Annotated in this window: 15 protein-coding genes and 1 CRISPR repeat array (1 of these 16 cut by a window edge); of the genes, 2 read left to right on the top strand and 13 right to left on the bottom strand. The window is 45.8% G+C overall.

The window, feature by feature from the left end; translation table 11 throughout:
* Positions 1-5,558: a CRISPR direct-repeat array (repeat unit 37 nt; unit sequence GTTTCAATCCCTGGTAGGGTTTTAGGTTGTTTTCGGC); it begins 8,488 nt to the left of the window's first position.
* 254 nt (positions 5,559-5,812) lie between these two features.
* The 10 genes from cas2 to mntA all read right to left on the bottom strand — a co-directional run bounded on the left by cas2 (position 5,813) and on the right by mntA (position 17,007).
* On the bottom strand, positions 5,813-6,085 hold the full coding sequence (gene cas2 / locus QUB16_RS13530; protein WP_333316718.1) for a CRISPR-associated endonuclease Cas2: 273 nt from the start codon (positions 6,083-6,085) through the stop codon (positions 5,813-5,815).
* A gap of 15 nt (positions 6,086-6,100) precedes the next feature.
* Positions 6,101-7,105 (bottom strand): type I-D CRISPR-associated endonuclease Cas1d, encoded by a 1,005-nt coding sequence (gene cas1d / locus QUB16_RS13535; RefSeq protein ID WP_333316720.1) that lies wholly within the window; start codon positions 7,103-7,105, stop codon positions 6,101-6,103.
* A 22-nt stretch (positions 7,106-7,127) separates the two neighbouring features.
* Entirely contained in the window at positions 7,128-7,721 is a 594-nt protein-coding gene (gene cas4 / locus QUB16_RS13540) for a CRISPR-associated protein Cas4 (RefSeq protein ID WP_333316722.1), read from the bottom strand.
* Positions 7,722-8,289: 568 nt separating this feature from the next.
* Entirely contained in the window at positions 8,290-9,126 is an 837-nt protein-coding gene (gene cas6 / locus QUB16_RS13545) for a CRISPR-associated endoribonuclease Cas6 (protein WP_333316724.1), read from the bottom strand.
* A gap of 3 nt (positions 9,127-9,129) precedes the next feature.
* On the bottom strand, positions 9,130-11,406 hold the full coding sequence (cas3, locus tag QUB16_RS13550; RefSeq protein WP_333316726.1) for a type I-D CRISPR-associated helicase Cas3': 2,277 nt from the start codon (positions 11,404-11,406) through the stop codon (positions 9,130-9,132).
* Entirely contained in the window at positions 11,399-12,190 is a 792-nt protein-coding gene (cas5d, locus tag QUB16_RS13555; protein ID WP_333316728.1) for a type I-D CRISPR-associated protein Cas5/Csc1, read from the bottom strand. The genes cas3 and cas5d overlap by 8 nt, the downstream gene beginning before the upstream one ends.
* Before the next feature lie 111 nt (positions 12,191-12,301).
* A complete protein-coding gene (gene cas7d / locus QUB16_RS13560) occupies positions 12,302-13,318 on the bottom strand; it encodes a type I-D CRISPR-associated protein Cas7/Csc2 (RefSeq protein ID WP_333316730.1) in 1,017 nt (338 codons plus the stop codon).
* An 11-nt stretch (positions 13,319-13,329) separates the two neighbouring features.
* Positions 13,330-16,071 (bottom strand): CRISPR-associated protein Csc3, encoded by a 2,742-nt coding sequence (locus QUB16_RS13565; RefSeq protein WP_333316732.1) that lies wholly within the window; start codon positions 16,069-16,071, stop codon positions 13,330-13,332.
* 43 nt (positions 16,072-16,114) lie between these two features.
* Complete coding sequence (hepT, locus tag QUB16_RS13570; RefSeq protein WP_333316733.1) at positions 16,115-16,558, bottom strand: type VII toxin-antitoxin system HepT family RNase toxin; 444 nt, start codon at positions 16,556-16,558, stop codon at positions 16,115-16,117.
* Positions 16,555-17,007: a type VII toxin-antitoxin system MntA family adenylyltransferase antitoxin gene (mntA, locus tag QUB16_RS13575; protein WP_333316735.1), complete on the bottom strand. Its 453-nt coding sequence runs from the start codon at positions 17,005-17,007 to the stop codon at positions 16,555-16,557. The genes hepT and mntA overlap by 4 nt, the downstream gene beginning before the upstream one ends.
* Positions 17,008-17,430: 423 nt before the next feature.
* Between mntA and QUB16_RS13580 the strand changes: the two genes are divergently transcribed.
* On the top strand, positions 17,431-18,282 hold the full coding sequence (locus QUB16_RS13580) for a WYL domain-containing protein (RefSeq protein WP_333316737.1): 852 nt from the start codon (positions 17,431-17,433) through the stop codon (positions 18,280-18,282).
* 173 nt (positions 18,283-18,455) lie between these two features.
* On the opposite strand, the gene QUB16_RS13585 is transcribed toward QUB16_RS13580, so the two are convergent.
* On the bottom strand, positions 18,456-18,671 hold the full coding sequence (locus QUB16_RS13585; RefSeq protein WP_172188518.1) for a hypothetical protein: 216 nt from the start codon (positions 18,669-18,671) through the stop codon (positions 18,456-18,458).
* Between the two features lie 251 nt (positions 18,672-18,922).
* On the opposite strand from QUB16_RS13585, the gene grxC reads away from it, so the two are divergent.
* On the top strand, positions 18,923-19,237 hold the full coding sequence (gene grxC / locus QUB16_RS13590; RefSeq protein WP_333269824.1) for a glutaredoxin 3: 315 nt from the start codon (positions 18,923-18,925) through the stop codon (positions 19,235-19,237).
* Positions 19,238-19,358: 121 nt separating this feature from the next.
* Here the strand turns inward: grxC and menD are convergent, their stop codons facing one another.
* Both menD and QUB16_RS13600 read right to left on the bottom strand, forming a co-directional pair.
* Positions 19,359-21,662: a 2-succinyl-5-enolpyruvyl-6-hydroxy-3-cyclohexene-1-carboxylic-acid synthase gene (gene menD / locus QUB16_RS13595; RefSeq protein WP_333316739.1), complete on the bottom strand. Its 2,304-nt coding sequence runs from the start codon at positions 21,660-21,662 to the stop codon at positions 19,359-19,361.
* A 15-nt stretch (positions 21,663-21,677) separates the two neighbouring features.
* Positions 21,678-23,111, bottom strand: coding sequence for an isochorismate synthase (locus QUB16_RS13600; RefSeq protein WP_333316741.1), 1,434 nt, complete (start codon positions 23,109-23,111; stop codon positions 21,678-21,680).
* Positions 23,112-23,225: the final 114 nt, after the last annotated feature.

The raw sequence follows: 23,225 nt of genomic DNA on the forward strand, positions 1-23,225 counted from the left end.
TTTTCGGCCTTACCTTTCGCTGTGCGAGCTACCATTCCAGTTTCAATCCCTGGTAGGGTTTTAGGTTGTTTTCGGCATATTGGCGGGGTTTTCATGGGTTTTATCGAGTACACTAGTTTCAATCCCTGGTAGGGTTTTAGGTTGTTTTCGGCTAGCGTGATTTCTAAGGATATCTTTAGGCATATCAGGTTTCAATCCCTGGTAGGGTTTTAGGTTGTTTTCGGCCCAAAATAACCAGCTACTGAGCGATCGCCCGTGCGGTTTCAATCCCTGGTAGGGTTTTAGGTTGTTTTCGGCTGCTCGAATTTGGCTACCCAATCGGCGATCGTCTCTGTTTCAATCCCTGGTAGGGTTTTAGGTTGTTTTCGGCAAATTCTGTATCGGGTGCGGGTGTTGTGTCCATGTTTCAATCCCTGGTAGGGTTTTAGGTTGTTTTCGGCAGTGATTTCCTGAAATCTTCGCAGCTCGGAGGTGTTTCAATCCCTGGTAGGGTTTTAGGTTGTTTTCGGCAAAACTTTATAATCCCTACGCCTTAAATCTTGATGTTTCAATCCCTGGTAGGGTTTTAGGTTGTTTTCGGCTTACCAGTATCGGGATGCAAACTCGGAGGCAAGTTTCAATCCCTGGTAGGGTTTTAGGTTGTTTTCGGCTTTCAACCACTAATTTTGCAGTTGAAAGAAAGCACTGTTTCAATCCCTGGTAGGGTTTTAGGTTGTTTTCGGCGCTATCAAGTTCAGAAGTAGAGCAACTTATCAAGTTTCAATCCCTGGTAGGGTTTTAGGTTGTTTTCGGCTGACGCTTCAGAATTGGACTACTTAGGTGCTAGCGTTTCAATCCCTGGTAGGGTTTTAGGTTGTTTTCGGCTTAAAGTGCAAGCGTTAACAGTTGATCGCTACGGTTTCAATCCCTGGTAGGGTTTTAGGTTGTTTTCGGCCCCACTATAAATGTGTTAATAACTATTATAAAAGTTTCAATCCCTGGTAGGGTTTTAGGTTGTTTTCGGCGCAAAATGCCAACGTGAGAAACCTAAAGGGAGGTTTTGTTTCAATCCCTGGTAGGGTTTTAGGTTGTTTTCGGCCGTATCCAACTATTTCAGGATAAGGCTTAATCTGCAGTTTCAATCCCTGGTAGGGTTTTAGGTTGTTTTCGGCTCTTTTGCGCTTACAGTGTCGCCATTTTTGAAAGGTTTCAATCCCTGGTAGGGTTTTAGGTTGTTTTCGGCGGGGCATTTTAACCCAGTCAACGAGCTTGAACACGTTTCAATCCCTGGTAGGGTTTTAGGTTGTTTTCGGCACCGATCCGGGGGCGGAAATAGGGCGAAAAATCCGTTTCAATCCCTGGTAGGGTTTTAGGTTGTTTTCGGCTGCTATAATGCCCGCGCTTTTGCTTGCAGTTAGTGCGTTTCAATCCCTGGTAGGGTTTTAGGTTGTTTTCGGCGTTGCTAGATCCCAATTATCGGGTTGCATTCTGTGACGGTTTCAATCCCTGGTAGGGTTTTAGGTTGTTTTCGGCTGTCGAGCGGTTGCCGGATTCACTCAAAGAGAAGCCGCTAGTTTCAATCCCTGGTAGGGTTTTAGGTTGTTTTCGGCGTTAATCACTCTTATAATATAAGACCAATATAAACGTTTCAATCCCTGGTAGGGTTTTAGGTTGTTTTCGGCCGTAAAGAATGGAATTGGTTGTTAGAAAATGCGTTTCAATCCCTGGTAGGGTTTTAGGTTGTTTTCGGCTAAGAATTGGAGACGGGTGAGAATCACAGGAGGTTTCAATCCCTGGTAGGGTTTTAGGTTGTTTTCGGCTCGCAGCGAACAATGGGCGATATTCTAGGCATGTTTCAATCCCTGGTAGGGTTTTAGGTTGTTTTCGGCCCGAGGTTACTGTTAGTAAATTCCCTGATAATAGGTCTGTTTCAATCCCTGGTAGGGTTTTAGGTTGTTTTCGGCGCGGCTGAACCTTTATTTACTAACTTTTTTGGAGTTGGCGCGTTTCAATCCCTGGTAGGGTTTTAGGTTGTTTTCGGCGTCTATTTTATCTATTTGGTTGCCTATTATCTTGTTTCAATCCCTGGTAGGGTTTTAGGTTGTTTTCGGCGCTACCAGTTCAGAAAGCACGGGGGAGGCGGCTAGGTTTCAATCCCTGGTAGGGTTTTAGGTTGTTTTCGGCCCATCGGTCGGAGCGGTTGCCTCGGTCGGTTGCCAGTTTCAATCCCTGGTAGGGTTTTAGGTTGTTTTCGGCGCGGTCGGTTGGAGTCCTGCGGGTATGGTGCGGTCGGGTTTCAATCCCTGGTAGGGTTTTAGGTTGTTTTCGGCATTGTCTGAAACCCTCATTCTCTCGTTACCCCAAGTTTCAATCCCTGGTAGGGTTTTAGGTTGTTTTCGGCCCCGGAGTGCAGCCGATCGCCCTTGGGGAAGTTTCTGTTTCAATCCCTGGTAGGGTTTTAGGTTGTTTTCGGCTAGCTAAAGCTGTAGGTCATAAGCTGCTATTTAAAGATGTTTCAATCCCTGGTAGGGTTTTAGGTTGTTTTCGGCTCTGCAATCTCACCCCAGCCCCAGTCAGGATGTCGGTTTCAATCCCTGGTAGGGTTTTAGGTTGTTTTCGGCGGATTTGCGATCGTACTTCGGCTATGAATGACAAGTTTCAATCCCTGGTAGGGTTTTAGGTTGTTTTCGGCTCTATTTTTCGTGGTCGTGTTAGGTATTCTGATAGTTTCAATCCCTGGTAGGGTTTTAGGTTGTTTTCGGCTCTTTTTCGAGATAGTATTTAGTTTTGCTGCTACCGGTTTCAATCCCTGGTAGGGTTTTAGGTTGTTTTCGGCACGATATCCAACCAACAAATTATCACTTAAAAAGTTTCAATCCCTGGTAGGGTTTTAGGTTGTTTTCGGCGTTCTTTTGGGGGCAGTACAGATACAAGTATTTGCGTTTCAATCCCTGGTAGGGTTTTAGGTTGTTTTCGGCGCCGAGGCATATTTATTAATGAGCTCCCCGGTTCCGTTTCAATCCCTGGTAGGGTTTTAGGTTGTTTTCGGCCTGTCTTCGTAGCCTTTTTCCCACCACCAATCGGTTTCAATCCCTGGTAGGGTTTTAGGTTGTTTTCGGCTCAACCTACCACCTCGAAAGAGGTGAGATTATAAGTTTCAATCCCTGGTAGGGTTTTAGGTTGTTTTCGGCCAAAGTTGACGAGTACGGCGATTCACAACTTCAAGTTTCAATCCCTGGTAGGGTTTTAGGTTGTTTTCGGCCGGGAAAACGCAGACATTCGAGACTTGCTAATACGTTTCAATCCCTGGTAGGGTTTTAGGTTGTTTTCGGCACGACACGAAATTAAGCTTAAATTCACTGAAACCGAAGTTTCAATCCCTGGTAGGGTTTTAGGTTGTTTTCGGCGAAAACTAGAAGTAGTAAGTCTATTCCATTTCATGTTTCAATCCCTGGTAGGGTTTTAGGTTGTTTTCGGCTTGGGTGCGGGTTAGTGTTTACTAATTACTTAGTTTCAATCCCTGGTAGGGTTTTAGGTTGTTTTCGGCCATTCCGTAATTACTCATGGCTTTTAAGATGTACGTTTCAATCCCTGGTAGGGTTTTAGGTTGTTTTCGGCAAATTGGCTCACAAGGTGATGCCGCTCGCTGGCGAGTTTCAATCCCTGGTAGGGTTTTAGGTTGTTTTCGGCCCTTGGAGTTGATTTCTAGTTCTGGTCAAACTTTGTTTCAATCCCTGGTAGGGTTTTAGGTTGTTTTCGGCTTCCTAGAACTTGGGTACAGCCTCCCAGTGGGGGTTTCAATCCCTGGTAGGGTTTTAGGTTGTTTTCGGCTGTGATGAATATTCAATCAATTTTAAAGGCAGTACCGTTTCAATCCCTGGTAGGGTTTTAGGTTGTTTTCGGCCGATTCTCCTGTGGATTCGTGTACCCCACTGGGAGGCTGTGTTTCAATCCCTGGTAGGGTTTTAGGTTGTTTTCGGCTTGTGTAAAGCTGAAGTTCCTGTCGTCTCCGGCGCGTTTCAATCCCTGGTAGGGTTTTAGGTTGTTTTCGGCATCCCGGTATTATCAAATGCAGTTGCACAAAATACGTTTCAATCCCTGGTAGGGTTTTAGGTTGTTTTCGGCTCCACTCAAGCCGCCGGGCGATCGCAATAATAAGGTTTCAATCCCTGGTAGGGTTTTAGGTTGTTTTCGGCTCAGTTGATTTACTGGATAAATCGTCTTCTTGCTGATTGTTTCAATCCCTGGTAGGGTTTTAGGTTGTTTTCGGCTGTAAATTCATTAGGAAATGTAGAAGAAACTAAGTTTCAATCCCTGGTAGGGTTTTAGGTTGTTTTCGGCAACAGAATTTTGAGTTGAGGAATGGTGAAATCGTGTTTCAATCCCTGGTAGGGTTTTAGGTTGTTTTCGGCTTTATCTCTGAAACGGCTAGAGAATCAGATTATCACTAGTTTCAATCCCTGGTAGGGTTTTAGGTTGTTTTCGGCCCTCTATCCCCTATTAGTTGTGTCTGGCTATGGAAGTTGTTTCAATCCCTGGTAGGGTTTTAGGTTGTTTTCGGCTATTTCACTACTAAAGATTTTATCTTTCCAAATGTTTCAATCCCTGGTAGGGTTTTAGGTTGTTTTCGGCGTGGAGGTGCGGGAGGGGGATCTGGCCTTTCGGAATAGTTTCAATCCCTGGTAGGGTTTTAGGTTGTTTTCGGCATTGATGAATTGGTGTCATTGTCAGCAGTTAGAGTTTCAATCCCTGGTAGGGTTTTAGGTTGTTTTCGGCGCGCGATCGCACAAGTAGCAACCCGAGACTCCGCAGTTTCAATCCCTGGTAGGGTTTTAGGTTGTTTTCGGCCAATTACTCGATCCAATTCTTCCACGCCAATAAAGTTGTTTCAATCCCTGGTAGGGTTTTAGGTTGTTTTCGGCAATCGATCGCCCGCTGGCTTAGTTCCAATGAGCGATCGGTTTCAATCCCTGGTAGGGTTTTAGGTTGTTTTCGGCAATGGAAAAGCACCAGCAACTCGCCGTAAATCTGGTTTCAATCCCTGGTAGGGTTTTAGGTTGTTTTCGGCAATTTAAGTGCTGCTGAGTGGAGGTTTTGGGCTTACCTGTTTCAATCCCTGGTAGGGTTTTAGGTTGTTTTCGGCTTTAAGGTTGCCATTGGTTTTAAAATTCCCGGTGAAAGTTTCAATCCCTGGTAGGGTTTTAGGTTGTTTTCGGCCTGCTACCGCAATTATTAATCAAGAATATGGAGGCGTTTCAATCCCTGGTAGGGTTTTAGGTTGTTTTCGGCGTGGTGATGGTGACTTATATCAAGACTCAATCCCTTGTTTCAATCCCTGGTAGGGTTTTAGGTTGTTTTCGGCCAGATTGAAAAAGCAAAGTTAAAACTGCAACAGATTGTTTCAATCCCTGGTAGGGTTTTAGGTTGTTTTCGGCACTAGAAGCAGAAGCCCAAGCAACTGGTGTGATGGATGTTTCAATCCCTGGTAGGGTTTTAGGTTGTTTTCGGCGAAGCTAGCAAGGGTGATACAGGGGGAAATATTGTTTCAATCCCTGGTAGGGTTTTAGGTTGTTTTCGGCCGCCGGGGTCTGGGAGGCTTGAAATATAAGGTTTTCAAGGTTCAGTTGCGTCTGACTGCAATCAATATACCGTTTCAGCGATCGCCCTGTCAAGGGGGCAAAATTAAAATAGACCTCAAACTCTCTCCCAGTAAAGCTTACAGCATTTGCGTCTGACCCGCATGAGGTACAAACCACTGCAAACCCAGTCCTAGTAAAGCTCTCAGCCATTAAAATTCACCCCCTCAGTTTAACACCTACAGCCAGACGCAAAATCAAACCATAAAGATCGTAGTATCCAGCGGTGCCCGGCCGCCAATCCGCTCGATCTTGCCCTGACAGCAAGCGCACAAATAGTGAAACATGATGCTGTCTTCTTCCGACTTAATCACCTTACTCAGACGTTGGCGCATCCGGGCATACTGAGTATCCGTCACCTCGCAATGAAACACCGAATACTGCTTCCATTCCCCATAAGACTTGAGGATGTTGTGAATCTTAGTGCGGCGCTTGTCCTCAGATATATCGTAGCAAACCAAAACAAACATAACTTAATTGCCTCCCTATCTCAAAATCAGAGGTGGATACTTATCAACTTCACCCATCAAATACTTAGCCATCAACCGCCCTTGAATTTCAAAAGCTTCTTGATAAGTACACAACTTTCCCATCACAGGATGCTTAAACGTTGACTGCTTCTTTTCTTCGTAAAGTCGCAAAAAAATGTGCAGCGCTTCTTTTGTCAAAGAAACCGCCCCGCTCAACGGTTCTGCGGTAAAATCATTAGGCGAAACTTTCTGCAAATTAATCGCCTTCAACACTACAGCATCAACTACCAAAGGTCGAAATTCTTCCATCAAATCCAGCGCTAACGAAGGACGGCCATAGCGCTCAAAATGCAAATATCCCAAATACGGATCGAACCCCACAATATTCACCGCACTTTGAACATCGTGCCGCAGCAGAGAATATCCCAAACTTAACAGAGAATTTACCGGGTCAGTAGGCGGACGGCGGCGGCGAACTTCAAAGCTAAATTCCGGCACGCGAATCAGTTGATTGAAGCAGCCAAAATAAGTCGCACTACCCGCCCCCTCCAATCCTCGCAGAGAATTAATATTGGAAGTTTTGTCAATAGACGCGATGACTTGTTTCAATTGGGCGATGGGTTTTTCAAAATCCTGGGGAGAATATTTGCGCTGACATTCTAACAAAGTATTGCGGTAATTCTTGAGTTTTCCCCGTACAAATCCCCTAACTAAATGCACGGCTTGTTCCGATTCTCCAGCCGCTTGCCACTGAGCTTTTCGCACAAAAATATTTTTCGTCATCTCCGGTTCTAACCTCCCCAAATAACGTCCGTTTACTGTCAAAAAACTCAAAGGAATGTGACGTTCCAAAAGTTCCACAACGACAGCCGGCGAAACTGTAGCGCGTCCCAAAGCAACAACACCATCAATCTTAATTAATGGCACGTCCAACAGATTTTTTTTGTCAGCTTTAACCGTCAGACGTTCATCGACTTTGCCAATAAAAGCATCTTCTTGAGTAATGTAAACTGTTCCCATTGTGAATTCTCCTATTTGCAGGTTAACTTGCTTCTTGATAGCGGTTGACTTTGGCGGCAGCTTGGGGCAGACAGTGGGTAAAAAGACTGCATCCGGTACACCGAGCGGTGTAAACTGGTAAAGGGATATTTCCCGATCGCCAAAGAGCACCGACTTTTTCAATAGTGGCGATCGCATCCTGTCTCAATTGCTCAGAAATCTCGACTAATTGCCGCTGATGCGACTGCGCGTAATACACATATCCAGTCGCAATAGTTTTCCCCGTCATCTCCTCCAAACAAAGCGCTTGAGCGCAAACTTGCAACTCGTCGTTATCCCATTCCCCCTTCCGTCCCCGCTTGTATTCCACGGGATAAATCTCACCCTCAGCCGACTCAATCAAATCCGATTTACCAATCAGTTTGTAGCGCTCGGATTTCAGCCAAATCGCCCGCACCTGCCAAGTTTCATTGCGGTTAATTTCACCCATCGTGTGAACGCGATCGTGCAAACTTGTCCCTTCAATGGTATACTGATTATCCGTGAATTCTCCTGCACAAGACATTCGCCAGCAGCGGTGAGCGCAATAGGAGTATTGGTTGAGAGTTGCGATCGAAATGTAATCAGAGTCGTTCATTTTTTTGATGGTTTGTAAGAGATTGGTAATTGGAATTAATTAGTGATGCCCCAGTCCGCCAGGGGTTGAAACCCCTGTCTCATAGCTAAAGTCGGTTGAAACCGACTGAATATTCAATCGTTGACAGCAGATTTCATGAGTCCATAAATAATAGTTTGGTGCAGTCCTCTTCAGAGGACTTTCGCTAGGAGACGGGGGTTTAAACCCCCGGCGGACTTAACGACTTAACGACAAATACCAAGCTAAATTCGGTTAAAACTGAGATTTGGCAGCATTCTCAATAGAGGGGTATTTGGGGGTTATTTGTGGGGTTGGGCGGGTTTATTTAACCTATCTGCAAACTTCAAAGACTTTGGCGAACCCGCCCCTACAGCTTTTTGAGAAGGGTGCAAAATTGAGCGGTAAAATCGACTGAAGATTCAATTATTTACAGCAGATTTAATGATCTCCATAAAAAAGAGTTGGGTGCAGTCCTCTTCAGAGGACTTTCGCTATGAGACGGGGGTTTAAACCCCCGGCGGACTTTGCTCTCTAGACAGGGATTTAAACCCACATCGGACGTAACAACTTAAAAACTCTTATTAACAACTATTCGCCTAGTCATTCCCATCCCCATCGGAGTTTTCCTCCCCACCCCGCAGTAAACAGCAAAATCAGCCAAAGCATTAATTTGCTTAATCGCTAAAGGCTCCACATCTCCCAAAATCCGATAACTAACCTCCCCAACCATGCCAACAAAATCGCTTTGATAGTTAGTCAATTTTTCACTTCGGATATTGACAAATGTCGAAAAAAGTGCATCGAAGGAAAGATCGGGAATGGCGATCGGGCTGTACTTATTCCAGCGACTGAGGAGACTATTAAAAACGCAATCTCTAGTAGGAATTACTGAATCAAATTTGCCCTGTCGAAAGGTAGTAGGAGTCGCAAAACTGAAGGCAATTAAACGATTAGTTTCGGAAGCTTGTTCGTACAGTTGAGAGTAAGTACAAGCATTAGCCCAAGGCTGATCTATTTGGGGCGTTCCGAGAATCTTAGTAATCATCAAATCGGCGGGGCCGAGATGCCACGGCTTCGAGGGATTGAGGTTCAGCCAAAGCTGAGTTAACTTGCCGAATAAAGTGTCATCAAGGAGAGTAATTCGCCACCAACAGAGGGTGTGTTCTGGAATCGGTTCTGTGTGTTCCCATTGCAGGAAATGGTGTTTTTTGAAAGGGCATTTTTTAGTTTGCAAAGGGCTGAGGGTGAAGGATTTTTGGGCGGCGGCATCGTGGAGGCGATCGCCGAGTTTTTTGTCAACCGAACTCACGAGGGTGAGGAAGAGGGCGTGCAGGTGTCTGCCGGTGAGGTATCCGGGGGGAATTGGGGCCAGGGGAAGGATGTTGAGGACTAGGCTGTGCGGCATAATTTAGATTACCCAGAATTCTTGATTGTCAGGACATTTTAAGGTAATGCCAGCGGAGGCGATCGCCAAAATTCCCGATAAACTCGGAAAGAATGTATATTCTTGTTCGTTAGCAAAGCTATCTTTGACCGTAATCGGATAGCATTCGATTCCTTGTTTTCTGAGTTTGAGAATTGCCCAGCGATTTTTGCGATGTTCTCGGACAATCACACCGGGCATTAAGGGCGGTGTAAGCTGGGAAATTAACGCTGTGGGACGGACGTTATCGCCGATCGTCCGTTCGATCGTACAATTTTTAAAAGCATAAAGTTTGCAAAGATAGTTGTTTGCAAAATCTTCTAAATCTGCAACTTGCAAGGCAAATTTTAGTCCGTAAGTTTCGGTGGCGCGATGGGTAAGCACAATCCCATTTTCATCGGACGCAAATTCAAAAAATCTCAGCAGGTGAATGGGATCGAGATTGGTTTCGCCGACTTCATCGAGTAAAAAGTTTTTGGGGTCATAAATCTTGACATTTTCAAACAAACTTTCTCGAAACTTGAAAATTGGCGCATAACTGGCTTTGAGAATTGTCGCGTATTCTTTCAACTCTTCGGCAACTTTTTGGTTTTTGCGGATTTTTTCCTCAACTAATTCGATTGACTTTCTCCCAGAATCAATTTCTTCCCAATCTTCGGGATAGTTTGCTTGCATAAAACTGATGACGCAGTTTTGACCACCTTTAATGTACTGCCACTCTTTTTGAATTTGTTTGATAGTAGATTTAGCCACATTTTCTGCACCTTGCAATACCTTCATCCGCCGCCGATAAGAATTCCAGTCTCGCTTGCCTCCCAAGACTATTTGCATGGTTTGATAAAGCTGCATAACTAAACTTGCTTCGGGCAATTTTTCCAGCAATGTTTCTAGTTCTAGTAAGGGTTTGGCAATTTCTAGAAAGGCTTCGGAACGCCAGTAAATGTCGAGAAAGGGACGCTTCATGCAGTCTAGACTTTCTAACATTTCCGTCAGGGTTTTGCGTCCACCGGAACAGTCAAGTTGTTCGATGCCTTGTTCCCACGCGCGATCGGGTAAATAGGCGATCGCCTCTGAAGGAATTTCGGTTTGCGTTTTCCCTAACACCCTTCCGACACGCCCGATGCGCTGCCAAAATGAAAAGCGATCGCGCGTGGAAAAAATCAACCAATCGAGATTTTGCCGGGGTGTTTCTTTCTCCCGATCGAAGTTGAAGCCCACATCGACGGTACTGGTAGCTAGAATCACTTGTTTTTGGGCGGCCAGCGGGCGTTCTTCCTTGGGTGTATCCCCCGTAATCCGCCCGCAGAAATCGGCAAATCCGCGATCGCGCAATCGATCCGAAATGCGGCCTAGGGTATCTTTGGCATCAAGAATTACTGCCCCATTTTGGTCAGGATTTTCTCTGAGTCGCCGCAGAACTTCTTGGACAATTTCTGCGATCGTAGTTTCTTTATCAACCTGCTTACGGATTTCTAGATTGACTTCAGTTTGAGAAGGACGTAGATAACTAATTTGACTTTTTCCATCGATTCGAGCAATTTTTACCCCATTTTTTCCTAAGACATTTAAGGCTTCTTCGCAAGCAGGTTCTGGCGTTGCCGTCAACAGAACAATTTTTCGATTGTACTGAAAGTAGCCAAACTCTTTAGATAAAGCGAGATAGAAAAACAAGCTAACTAATTGTTTGGCATCATATAGGTGAAATTCATCGAAAATTACAGTCGAGAAACTGCTGTAAAATTCACTGGCAATATTTCCGCGATCGAGATTATTGTAAGCAAAAAACGTCGCGTAGTAGAAAATATCCGGGTTTGTCACCAGCAAAATTGGTCTACCGCCACCGCATTCGGGAAAAATAGTTGCAGGTTCGCGCAAAACATTATAGATTTTCTCGCCAGAACGTTTCCCAACGCGATCGTCGGGCCAGGAATTGACTTGTCTAGCAGAAGCAGCTTTTACGATATGAGGTAAACTCGCATCCCGAACAAATTTTTCGGCGGCTTCAGTTTGCTGGTCAATTAAGGCATTTGTCGGTGCGATATAGATAGCATTGCGCTGAGAGTTGTGCAGCAAAACACTCAATCCGGCTTTGGTTTTTCCGGTTCCAGTCGGTGCGAGGTCGAGAATGATATCATTATTTTCGGACGCTTCATAAACATCGACTTGATGCTGCAAGGCTTGTCCCATAAATTCCAATTGTTTAGGCAATTGGGGACAGGCAGAAATGCTGGCTGGTTCGAGTTTAATTTTCAGATTATCCATTGTTATTTCCACCACAGAATTCAAGGTTAGCTGGGAGAATGAAATCACCGACTTGCAGCGCTTCACCGTGAAAAGAAAGATTTTTCAATAACGATGCGGGCGGTATCGAAATTAAGTCGAAAGCAAGGAGTTCGATATTTGCAGGTAAGTCGGCGGCGCTGAGATAGGTATTGCAGCGATAATCGCCCCTCGGAAGTTGCACAACATCGAGTTTTTTCACTATTTCAACGCGGACTTTGCTGGTAAATTTGCCGACGCGAATGTATTCGGGCAATTCGCGATCGCCAAATACTAATGTCTGAAACCGATTTCCCCGTTCAATTACTCGCAGTCGCCCGGTTTGGGGGAAGTTGCTAGGGCGATAGGTACTGGGTTTTTTCCCCGTTCTACTGAGGGGTAAATCTTCGCGCGCCGTTGCTACTCGGTTGTTGGTCATGGCATACCAATAGGAGTCAGAAAGGGCGTTAAACCGCTCAAATCGGAAGGATAAAGTGCCGTCAGCCGGCCATGCGGGGAGGATGTAGCTATTACCGGAAAGGGGCGTTAAATCTTCTATATACCGAGGTCTGCTCGTATCTTGTCCGGTGAGGCGATAGGGCGATCGCGCCCAGCCTAAAGCATAGGCTAGTGCATAATTGCCGATCGCCCCTTCGGTATAATAAGTATCAGACAATTCCCGCGAGGCAAAAAACACGGGCTCGGCGCACCAAAGTTCGACTAAGTGTGCGGTTTTATAGGCAATTATCGAAGCGGAAGAAGTTCGGGAAAGTTCTAATTGCGGCATGGTAGAGATTAATTCAAACGATTAAATAAACGCAAATCCTGTACGGGCAAGTTCACCCCTATCCTTTAAATTGAGGATATTTGTAAACCCGCCCCGACACAGGGACAAGATTTATGATTCCTCCGATTTTTTACCTCGCCCTTTAGTCTTGTTTTCAGTTTTCACTTTGCGCCAAGGTGCGTAGGATTCATCCAAGCGTTTGAGGAATGTTTCTTGTTCCGGTAGCGACCAATGGCGATCGACATCGGCAATCAGCGCGTCACATTCGGCTGGGGAAAGCTGCATCGAAATACCTCGTTTATTTCTCCAACTGCCGATTATTTCCTGAGTTGCATCTACTAAAGATGCGGTTTTTAAAGGATGTTCGATGGCGGTATTTTGGGCTTTCAGCTTGTCATAAACCCCTTGTACTAATTCCAGAGAACTCGGCAGTTCAGCAATACCACCAAATACACCGAGAATTTGATTGTCCATGCGCCCGACGCGGCTGGAAACTGCACCGTAACGAGTGGTTAATAAAATGTTGCCGAGAGTGTAGCGCAGTTCGTCAGCGGTGACATCTTTGAGGGTGACAATATCGAGGAAGTGAACCCCAGGTTTGATGTATTCGCTGGTGTTGAGGGCAGTCGAAGCGTTACCCTTTTCATCGCGCATAGTTCCGGTTTCAAAGATAGCATTGATGGTGCGATCGGCAATTAGTTCTGTCGAATGCAACACGCTAAACGCATCCTCTGTCCACACCCGGCTTTTTTGCGCCCCTTCTCCCCCCGCTGCGAAGCCGTAGAGGAAGCAATCAACGCACATTTCACAAGGCGCATTGGTATTGAGAGCACAAATTGCATCAGTTTTTGGTGCCGTGTAGAGAAGATTTTGCGATCGCAAAAACTCTCGTCCTTTCCGCCTTTCCGGGGCAACTTGTTTGCGTTTTGTCATCACCAACCGAGGAATTGATTCGGTATCTTTAATGCCAGCTTGCACGTATTCACTACACATCGGTTCGCCCGTTCCCTCTGTCCGAAAAATGGTTTCCGATTGCGTGGTACGAAGGACAACAATCCCAATGGTGCGGCCTTTGGGGAAGTTTTCGTAGCTGGGTGCGAGGAAGGGTTGCAATTTTGCGATCGACATTTTGTATTCTCCTAGTTGTTTGCAGATGTGGTTGCAGATTCGGTTTTAGATGTAGATTCAGATTCGCTTTTAGACTTAAGTTCTTGACGCGCTTCTTGTAAAAAGAACAAGTAGGCAGCTTCGAGGGTCTTGCTATCAGTTAGCAGTCGTTCGGGACGCGAGTGATAAACCTCCTCAAATAGTTGTTTCAAAACTTGATAAAACTGCTTGACTTGTTCGTATTTTGTTGCACCCACGCCGTGTTCTCGAATGCGATCGAGACGGTTGTGATATTGCTGCACTAGGGCGGCAAATACCGTGTCCCAATCCATATGAGATTTGCGCGATCGCACAGCTTTGATAAATTCCGAAAACGGCTCTGTTTGGGCAGTGCGGCGGAAGGAACTGCCCCGCAACTTGGCAGATTCGGCAATGTGTGCGACTTGCTTGAGATAGCTAGAAACGCGATCGTGTTCTTCTGACATGAGACTCCTGAGTAAAGTATTCAAAGGTTCTTTTATCCGAGACCAAATTGCCTCCAAATTGGGGTCATCTTGTTCCCGCAGCAGCCAGCGCAGCAGGACGTAATAGAAACTTAACGGACGAGTTGCTGCCCGCGCCAAGTCATACAAACAGTCATCTTTTTTCTGAATACTTGCCACCGAAATAGCTAGCTTTCCGATACAGCGCAGCCGTTCTAAAACTTGCTCGGCCGTGACTGCAGTGCGCCTTTCTTCCTTGGATAAATGACCGTTTCGCCGATACTGGCCGCTGCCTAATAGTGGCTGCAAAGATGACGGAATTCCCTCAACTTTTCCGAAGAAATCCCAAGTTGGTTCGACTTCCAGATTGGCATCCAAAACAAAGGGAAAACCCAACTCAAATTCCAAACTCATTTGCAACGCCAATCTGAGCGATTTTAGCAACGCCACCGAGTTATTAACTTCTCCCCACAGCACGGGAATTGTCACCGTTGAGTTGACAAAATCAGGACGTTTTGGCAGTGCCAACCCAACCATTTTGTTGGATTGAAAAACCATCTCGTTTTCGCGGTAAAGTTTAATTTCGTCAACTGTTACTGTCCCATCTTCATTCTTGGCTGCGGTATTTCTCAGAAAATTTTGCCAAATTGTTCTGAGCTCAACACTCGATCCTTTTGGCAGGGCAAAGTGAAGATATAGCGGGTCTTGTTTGACAGAGTTCGGGAAATTTGCACCAACTGCCATCAACTGATAACCTAATGCCGATAAGTTATCGGCCCGCCGTTTGGGTTCAGCAATCATGCCGCCGGGAAGACGATTGGAAAAAGCTTGGACTTTGGTTCCCGGTGGCATTTTTGGGGAACTCAATTCGCCGATTTGTAGCGATGTCGTCCCCAAGGAACAGCGCTGGCGCGGGTTAGCTTCAATGTAGGCTGTGAGTTCATTAAAGCCTTGCCAATTGGCTGGTGTGGAAAAGTTGAGCAGTTGCCGAACGGCATTTACCAATTCTTCAGATACGTCTATCTCTTCGGCTTTGCCGCGCAGTTGAAATGAGTCTTCTAAGGCGGCAAATACCTTTTCTAACATCTGTTCGCGATCGCCCTCAATGGATTTGGCCGCAAACAAACAGCGTCCGTACTGCGCGTTGAACGGTTCCAATGCTGCCCGCTGTTCTGGGGATAATCCGACTTGCGTTGCAATTCGATCCCAAACCTCCTTGGGGCTGAGTTCGGCGGCCCGATAGCTGAGGTAAGCGGTTTTTAGTCCTTCAGAAATGGCAAATTCATCGGCATTGGAAACTGGATGCAAGCCGACAGCAGCGGCAGCGGTAACGGCATTTTCTCCAGCATCTCCGCCATATTTTTCAATATCCTTGGCGACTTTTTCGACTTTGTAACCGCTGGCTTTTTTTAGCAGTAACTTATCTACTTCGTCTAAAGTTGCTTCGGGATTTTGTTGGATGGCTTGCGGGTCGATTTTGATGCCGTCTTTGGTGGCGTTGACGAGTTGTTCGACGTTGCTGCTAAAGACGCGATCGATCTTTTTTTGCCATTGTCGAGCAATAATTGGGCTTAAATCGCCGTCGGGAAAGGCTTCTCCGACAAAAATTTGACCGTTGGGATCGATCGCGAGAGTATGCAAATTGCGATCGTGCAAAACCTCTTCACAAGCTGACAGCAACAGCGAAGTTAAATAACCTCGGTCTTCGGAAAGAGTGACATGAAACAACTTACTGTCACGCTGCAATGCAACGGTTAACTCGGTTTCAACTTTGCGAATGCGCTTATTTTCCTCAATTCCTAAGTCAAATAAGTCGCCCCCAATCAACATCGCAGCCCAACGTTTGATGTTGGGGTCTTCGGGCAAAAAGCGTGTTCCATCGCTGGCGCTGTGGCCGGAATGGCGTTCTATCAGGCGGCGGACGAGTTCGAGTTCGGACTCGGTTTGGGCGAATTGGGCAACGCAGGCGCGATCGAGTTGTTGTAGCAAAAAAGGGCGATCGCGTGCCAAGGTCTTAACATTGCGTCCGTCGTCTGCCAGCTTATTCAAATCGTGAACGGCAGTCGCGGCCAGAATACAAGCGCGTTTGTCATCGGGAACTCCGGCAATTTTGCTAACCGTTAAAACGAACTGACAAGCCGAATCGAGGTGTTCGGCAAGGGTGCGTCCTTGGCGAGTGCCGTACTGTCCGTGATTGGTATGCAGTTGGTAAAGTTTGGGACGAACTTCCCTAAAGTAGCGGTGGTCTAAAGTTTGAGGTTCTTCGTCAAAAAGCAGACTTTTTAGTGACATAATTCGCCCTCATAAGTTCATCATTTTTTAGATTAATTACTATTTAGCTATTATTCTCTCTAAGAGAATCTAGATAATTAGTGACTTGCCGTTGATAAATCGGGTATTTATGCAATACAATATCGATCGCTTGATGCACTTTGACAGGATCGATTTCGTCATACAGATGTACCAGACGGTTACGCAAAACACCTGATTGAGATAAGATGCTAGCTAACTCCGCTGTTATGATGCCACAGTTGCTAACTTCTATAAAAACATCAAAGTTGCTATTCGGTTGCTGGACTTCTAATCGCTTGAGCAAATATCGATTGACATCAATTGCAACTTGAATAATCAGTTGCAACAATCGTTCTATAATTAACTGCTTTCCCCGATCGCTAAGATATTCTTCTAAAGAAATTGACTCAAAAGAACTTAAACTCTCTAGATAGTCTGTCATAAAATCCAGCTTAGCTAAGACGATCGCAGGCTCAATCTCCTTCATACTCCCCTCCTTTGCAACGAAACCTCGATTTTTTGTCGCAGATTCTGACGCAGCACTTCTAATTCTGCATCAGTCATCAAACATTGTTGTTTAAAAGCTTCAAATTGACCTAATTCTGTTTCGTACAGTAAAATTCCATCTCGCGCCACAAAATGAGCAATTAGCGACGAACAGCGATGTAATTCCACAACATCAATTTCATCACTATTGATTCCAAAAACTTGACCCAAAATTCCTGGAACTTCAAACCAAGAAAATCCCCGGTCTTGGCAATATTCTTGTCTAAAATTTTCATCGTAAAGTGCGGCAAAATCCCAATCACTTTTTGGGTGAGTATCGCATCTGGCACGAGAACCAAACAGAATTAGCATTTTGAGGTAAGGAATTTGTTCGGGAAGTTGTGAAGCAATTTCCTGAAGTTCTGTCAGCGTTGGGGAAATTTGGAGCATGGTTAACTTGTGTAGGGTAAACAAATTCGAGGACTAGGACAGATAAATTTTTATAGTCATAATAAATTGTCTCTAGCACTCTATCTTTACAGGGGTAGAAGGAGAAAAATTCCCTCCAATCCCCTGACAAAATAGCATTACATCCTATTATTGACGTTCAGCAACAATCGGTTGCGTGCTACTGCCGACTCAGGCGACGTTTCTCAAATTCAGTCCTGAACGCATAAAACCAAAGAAACCGGGTTTTTTACTCGAACTGTCGGCTAGAACAAAGGATTTTCGTAAAAAAACCCGGTTTCTGACTACCATGCGTCCAGGACTGAAATTTATAGCCTTCGTTATCTCTGGGATGTTTGTACTTGCACTAAAATTATATTTACATTGAAAACCCAATCTGTCAAGTGTGCAAGTACAATTTATTTAATGCCCCGCAAAAAAGAGACAATTACACTTTCAATTCCGGCCGGAACCAAGGAACAGCTAGAGGCGATCGCCCTTCGCCTCGGTATCTTATGGGGAAAAAGTCCCAGTGTGTCTGGGTTACTGGTCGCGATCGCCCAACAAAAAATCGAAGTGGGCGAACCCTTTACCCTCAATTCAGTGCAGGTACAATCCTTGAACAAAGCCGTCAAATTCCTCAACGACTCTGGCGAAGTCGAAGCCGCCCAGATCGTCATGGCATTACTTTTGGACAAAGCCAATCTGGAAACCCCTTTCCGGCAAAAGTTGCTCGAACAAGTCAACCAAACTGCCGAAGCGTGGCGGATTCGACTCAATCAACTGATTGACGATCACCAACCGTTCAGGCTGTTTTACCAGTCAGGCAAAGACAAATTGAGCGAATTTACTGCCCGCAGTGCCAAAATTCGCCTCTACGACAAGCGCCTGTACCTAGAAATCTGGTGCGACGATGCCGATCCCAGAGAAATCCCGGAATTAGCTCACAATCGGTGTTTGCGTTTGGACAAGATTGTTAACTTGCTACCTGCCAGTGAAAATTGGCGCGAAACCATAGACTATTTGGAAGTACACTTACACTTTTCAAGGGGATTGGCTGGGAACTATGAATCCAAACCGGATGAAGATGTGGAAAATGAAATGGTGGGAGACGTGCGCCATGTAGTGAAGCGGGTATCCAGCCGATTCTGGCTGTTCCGAGATGTGCTGCGGTACGGCAAAGACTGCGTGATTGTCTCGCCCCAGAATGTGCGCGATCGCTTCCAACAAGAACTGATCGCCCTCTGCCGCCAGTACAACCTGGAAATCCGCGATTAGATCAAAAAAAAGCAGCCTGTAAAGGCTGCTTTGACAAATAAACCGTTGTTGAGTTAGAGGAGAAAACTTTAAATCGAATTCAAATTACTGCTGTTTCAACTCCTGCCTGAGTTTCCACTATTTTTATCTACCGCTGACTCACCTTGCCTTCAGAACAAAACTTCAAATCCCGATTAGAATGCTGCTGAAAGTTCGTTGACTACTTGGACTCGGCCTCTGAGCACCGCCCGCAACAAGCGGTTGACACAGCCTCTGTCTTCATCATTCAGAGAGTCGTCGAAGGTGGCGGCCATCAAACCGTAGCGATCCGCCAGAGTCAAAACGCCTGTATCGGTTACAGAAGCGAGGATTTCAGAGATAGCGCCGGGGAGGAGTTGTACGGGGTGCATGGCAGTGCGGTTGAATTCGATATATTTATCATCTTCTGGTTTCCTCAAAAGCTCAGTGATATTAATGAGGCCGCGAAGGTGATTGTCAGGGGTGAAAGCAAGTGATCCGAGTAGAGTCAAGTTGTGACTTGGGTCACAGGGCGATCGCCCGACAGCTTAAAACCCACCTCTGGCAGATGCGCCCATACCAGCGGAATTTATACATTGGGTATGATTTCTAAATGAGTTCCACCCTTACCCCCGTACTGAAAATGCTTGATTTTCTCAATCCCATCTTGGGCCGCAAGCCCGATCGCATCAAAGCCAATGTGGAAATATATACTTGGCAAACCTGTCCCTACTGCATCCGCGCCAAAACTTTGCTGTGGTGGAAAGGCGTAAATTTCACGGAATACAAAATTGATGGCGACGAAGCGGCTAGAAAAGCAATGGCCGATCGCGCTAACGGACGGCGCAGCGTACCCCAAATTTTCATTAATAAGCAACACGTAGGCGGCTGTGATGATATTCACAAACTTGATGCAGAAGGAGAGTTAGATTCGCTGCTAGCTCAACCAGCAGTTTAAACTGAGATATTGCAGCATTTCCCGGAACAGGCAAGATGCCTGTTCCACAAAGTGTGAATTTTCTGCTTGTGGGGCGGGATCTTCGGCCCGCCCGCGAAAGGCTTATTGACAAAAGTCCTTACTAGGAACCTTGAGCAAATTTACCTAAATTATCTTGCCGCCATTTAGCATCGGCGCGCCTGTCTGTTTGCACTTCTAAGACGCGAATCCCGCTATTTGGCAAAAAACTTAATTTTTGTTTGAACTGTTCCCAATCCTCAATTACCTCGTGTTCCCCGCCGTAAGTTGCACACAACTGAGCAAAATTGATATCCTGCGGCGTGGCAAAAAACTCTTCAAAGGGCGGGTCAAATTTGGCAACTGGCAACATTTCAAAAATTCCGCCACCGTTGTTATTAATTAATATGATTGTCAAATGACCGACAAATTTATTTTTAATTAAAAAACCGTTTGTATCATGCAAAAGTGTTAAATCGCCTGTTAGCATGATGCTGCTTTGATTGCGGTGAGAAACTCCCAAAGCTGTTGATAATGTGCCGTCTATACCGTTAGCGCCGCGATTGAAAAACGGTTTTATTTCTAAGTTGTTTGGCTTCCAGAAAAACTCGACATCTCGGACGGGCATACTGTTGGCAATAAATATCGGTGTTCCAGGTGGCAAAATTTGGGAAAGCAGCCAGGAAACTTTGGGCTCGATTATGTGGTTAATTGCTGATATTTTTTGGTCTATTGTTTGTCTGACTTGGATTTCGGTGTTGCGCCAAAGTTGGAGGTATTCGTTTGAGGGAGAGGTTTGAACCCCCCCTAACCCCCCCTTGTTAAGGGGGGGGACAAGAGTTGACTCGCCCTTGTTTAGGGGGGGGATTTGAGTTGATTCCCCCTTGTTTAGGGGGGGGATTTGAGTTGATTCCCCCTTGTTTAGGGGGGGGATTTGAGGGGGGATATTAGTGGTAGCAGGGGCTCGCTCCCCCCCTAACCCCAGGGCTGTTTCATTCTCTGTAGGGGCCGTGCCCCCGTGCCGGCCCTCTTGGTCTGATCTGCCGATCGAATCCTCTAGATCGGGGGTAGGCACGGGGGCACTACCCCTACAAAATTCATGTTTTTCGGGAGAATGAAACAGCCCGGCCCCTAACCCCCCCTTGTTTAGGGGGGGGATTTGAGGGGAGATATTAGTGGTAGCAGGGGCTCGATCCCCCCCTAACCCCCCCTTAATAAGGGGGGGGACAAGAGTTGACTCGCCTTTGTTCAGGGGGGGGACTTGAGTTAATATAGTTGCGAGATTAGTTGCGAGGTTTTCTACGGAGGTTCGCAGGTGAATTGTTTGGCCGTGTAGGGGATCGAAGTTGTGGTGGCTGGGGTCGATTATGTAGCGTTTTGGTTGGGTTTTGTTTAGCCAGTTTCGCAGTTCTTTGCTTGTGGGTAAGTCTCCGATTTGAATGGCGATTTCTGGGGTTAATTTATCTGCTAGTTCGCGGTTTCGCAGGGTTAAATCGTAGGTGGAAATTAGATGGGGGTTTAGTTGGGCGTAGTTTCTGACTGGGGATAGTCCTTCTGCTAAAACGGGCCAGTTTAAGGATTTGGAAATTTGGCCGATCGCACTACAGTATTTTTCGGGAAATTGAGGCTGTGCAACGCCTGCAATAATTATCCCTTTGCTGCACTTTTGCCATTTTTGAATTAGGGAGTCAATAACTTGTATTGTGGTACGGGCATCTTGCCCGTCTCTTGTTGTGGTACGGGCATCTTGCCCGTCTCCTGAAATTGGCAGGCAAGATGCCTGCCCCACAATAGAGCTTTCTCCGGCAAAAATTGGTTCTAATCCTGCAAAGAAATCTTCGGGATTAAATTGTGTTTCTAAAGCTTCTACAGCTATGTCTGGAACGGGTACAAGCGGGTCGCGGAAGGGGATGTTGAGGTGGACGGGGCCGGGTGTTGGAAATTGCGATCGCTCCCAAGCATACACGATCGTCTGCCGCAGATAGTCTAGCATTCCTCTGGACGCAGAAGGTATCGCTAATTCGGCTTGCCAGTTGGGATAATTGCCGTATATTTTCACTTGGTCGATCGCTTGTCCGGCGTGACAGTCCCGCAGTTCCGGAGGTCGATCGGCTGTGAATATTAGCAGCGGAATTCGACTTTCTCTCGCTTCTATTATCGCAGGATAAAAGTTGGCGGCAGCGGTTCCTGATGTACAAATTAGTGCTGTTGGTAAACGGGATTTTTTGGCAATTCCTAATGCAAAAAAGCTGGCTGAACGTTCGTCAAGTATGGGAATAGTTTCTATTTTGTTGTTCAGGGCAAAAGCTATTGTTAGCGGTGCCGATCGCGAACCGGGACAAATCACGGCGGTAGTTAATCCCAACCGATGCAAAGTTTCTGCTAATATTGAACACCAGAGAGTGTTTGTGTTGCGAAAATCAATCATTTTTCTAATATATTGCTAAACTAAAGCATTTAAAAGTGCCTGCAATTTGAGCTGAATTTCTGCTAGTTCTTTTTCGGGTTCGGAACCCGCCACAATACCAGCACCAGCATAAAGTATAGCCCGATCGCCATCGATTAAAGCCGATCGAATGCCGACGGCAAATTCGCCGTTGCCGGTGCGATCGATCCAGCCGAGGGGTGCTGCATACAAAGAGCGATCGCAGCTTTCGCAGGCGCGAATTTGCTGTAGGGCAATATCTCTCGGTACGCCCGCCACCGCTGGCGTTGGATGCAGTTGAGCTAAAATCTTTAATAAATGAATATCACGGGGAATTCTAGCCCTTATGGGTGTCCACAAATGCTGAATGTTTGACAGTTGCAGCAGCCTGGGAACCGGGGAAAAGTCGGGATTGATACTGAGACTCGACAGGCGATCGACTATAAAATCAATTACAACTCGATGTTCTCGAATATCCTTTTCGCTGTTGAGTAAACCTTTGCCTAAATTCGCATCTTCCGCTTCATTTTTCCCCCTCGGTGCCGAACCAGCTAAGGCATCTGTTACTAACTCATTTTTGTGAATGCTGATTAAGCGTTCTGGACTGGCACCGATAAAATTTTGACCTTGGCCGTTACTGGTGGAAAATACGTAGCAACCGGGATAAGTAAGGCGCAAGTTATTTAAGGAATCTATTAAACTAAAAGGGGTTTTGGAAATGACATTTATTGCTTGGGACAAAACAATCTTACTGAAATATTGAGACTCAATCAATTTTAAAGCAGATTTGACTGATGTTTTAAAGTGAGTGGCATCGTTCACAGGGATTTGTTTTAAAAAGATCGAACTGTTTCTAAGAGAAGTTATTTTTTTGTAAGAACTCGACGCAATTTTATCAAAATCTTGCCAAATATTATCCGTAATAATCTTAATATTTAAATCTCGGTGAATGATGGCATTTGCCACCAGTGTGCAGCTATCTTTCAGGCGAGTAATCTGCCATTTTGGTAAAAATACGGTGCCAGGGGGAAAGTAAGAATTGGTGGCGACATTCTCATCGAAAAAAGCAAAGCTACAAAAAAAGTGCGGCCCCCTGAAGGGCAAGCGTTCTGTACCGATGGTAATTGTTCGGGCAAGACAAGATTGAATAAAATTTTGAGCGAGGGTAAATCGATCGCTTCCGGCTACTGTTAAATGGATAGCCGAATCTAGGGCGGCGATCGCAAAACTGTTGCCGGAAATCGGGTCTCTTTTTTCAAAGTAAAAGTGCCGCTGGCCAGGTTCGGAAATCTCTTGAAGTACAACTAGCGGATCGACGGGGGCAATCTCCTGAGAAATACTAACTATCTTTGTTTGATCTTTTTCGGTTAAAGACTGCTGGCAATCTAACAGAAACTGATGCAGTTGATTGCGGTCTTGTAAAAGATTAGCGCGGTGCGGTATTACTGTCATGAAAGCGAGAATAGCAGATTTGTCAGAAAGAGTGCGGTTTTGTCCCGCTAGAACCCCTATTTCGATCTAAGCACGGGAGGGCGATCGCAAAACATGACCTTTCGAGTTTCCCGG

The organism is Microcoleus sp. D3_18a_C4 (genome assembly GCF_036702415.1).
GTDB lineage: Bacteria > Cyanobacteriota > Cyanobacteriia > Cyanobacteriales > Microcoleaceae > Microcoleus.

Coding starts and splice junctions, on each gene's coding strand:
- cas1d (WP_333316720.1), bottom strand. CDS start 7,105: ATGGGAACAGTTTACATTACTCAAGAAGATGCTTTTATTGGCAAAGTC.
- mntA (WP_333316735.1), bottom strand. CDS start 17,007: ATGCTCCAAATTTCCCCAACGCTGACAGAACTTCAGGAAATTGCTTCA.
- cas2 (WP_333316718.1), bottom strand. CDS start 6,085: ATGTTTGTTTTGGTTTGCTACGATATATCTGAGGACAAGCGCCGCACT.
- QUB16_RS13565 (WP_333316732.1), bottom strand. CDS start 16,071: ATGTCACTAAAAAGTCTGCTTTTTGACGAAGAACCTCAAACTTTAGAC.
- hepT (WP_333316733.1), bottom strand. CDS start 16,558: ATGAAGGAGATTGAGCCTGCGATCGTCTTAGCTAAGCTGGATTTTATG.
- cas7d (WP_333316730.1), bottom strand. CDS start 13,318: ATGTCGATCGCAAAATTGCAACCCTTCCTCGCACCCAGCTACGAAAAC.
- QUB16_RS13580 (WP_333316737.1), top strand. CDS start 17,431: ATGCCCCGCAAAAAAGAGACAATTACACTTTCAATTCCGGCCGGAACC.
- cas4 (WP_333316722.1), bottom strand. CDS start 7,721: ATGAACGACTCTGATTACATTTCGATCGCAACTCTCAACCAATACTCC.
- cas3 (WP_333316726.1), bottom strand. CDS start 11,406: ATGGATAATCTGAAAATTAAACTCGAACCAGCCAGCATTTCTGCCTGT.
- grxC (WP_333269824.1), top strand. CDS start 18,923: ATGCTTGATTTTCTCAATCCCATCTTGGGCCGCAAGCCCGATCGCATC.
- QUB16_RS13585 (WP_172188518.1), bottom strand. CDS start 18,671: ATGCACCCCGTACAACTCCTCCCCGGCGCTATCTCTGAAATCCTCGCT.
- cas5d (WP_333316728.1), bottom strand. CDS start 12,190: ATGCCGCAATTAGAACTTTCCCGAACTTCTTCCGCTTCGATAATTGCC.
- cas6 (WP_333316724.1), bottom strand. CDS start 9,126: ATGCCGCACAGCCTAGTCCTCAACATCCTTCCCCTGGCCCCAATTCCC.
- QUB16_RS13600 (WP_333316741.1), bottom strand. CDS start 23,111: ATGACAGTAATACCGCACCGCGCTAATCTTTTACAAGACCGCAATCAA.
- menD (WP_333316739.1), bottom strand. CDS start 21,662: ATGATTGATTTTCGCAACACAAACACTCTCTGGTGTTCAATATTAGCA.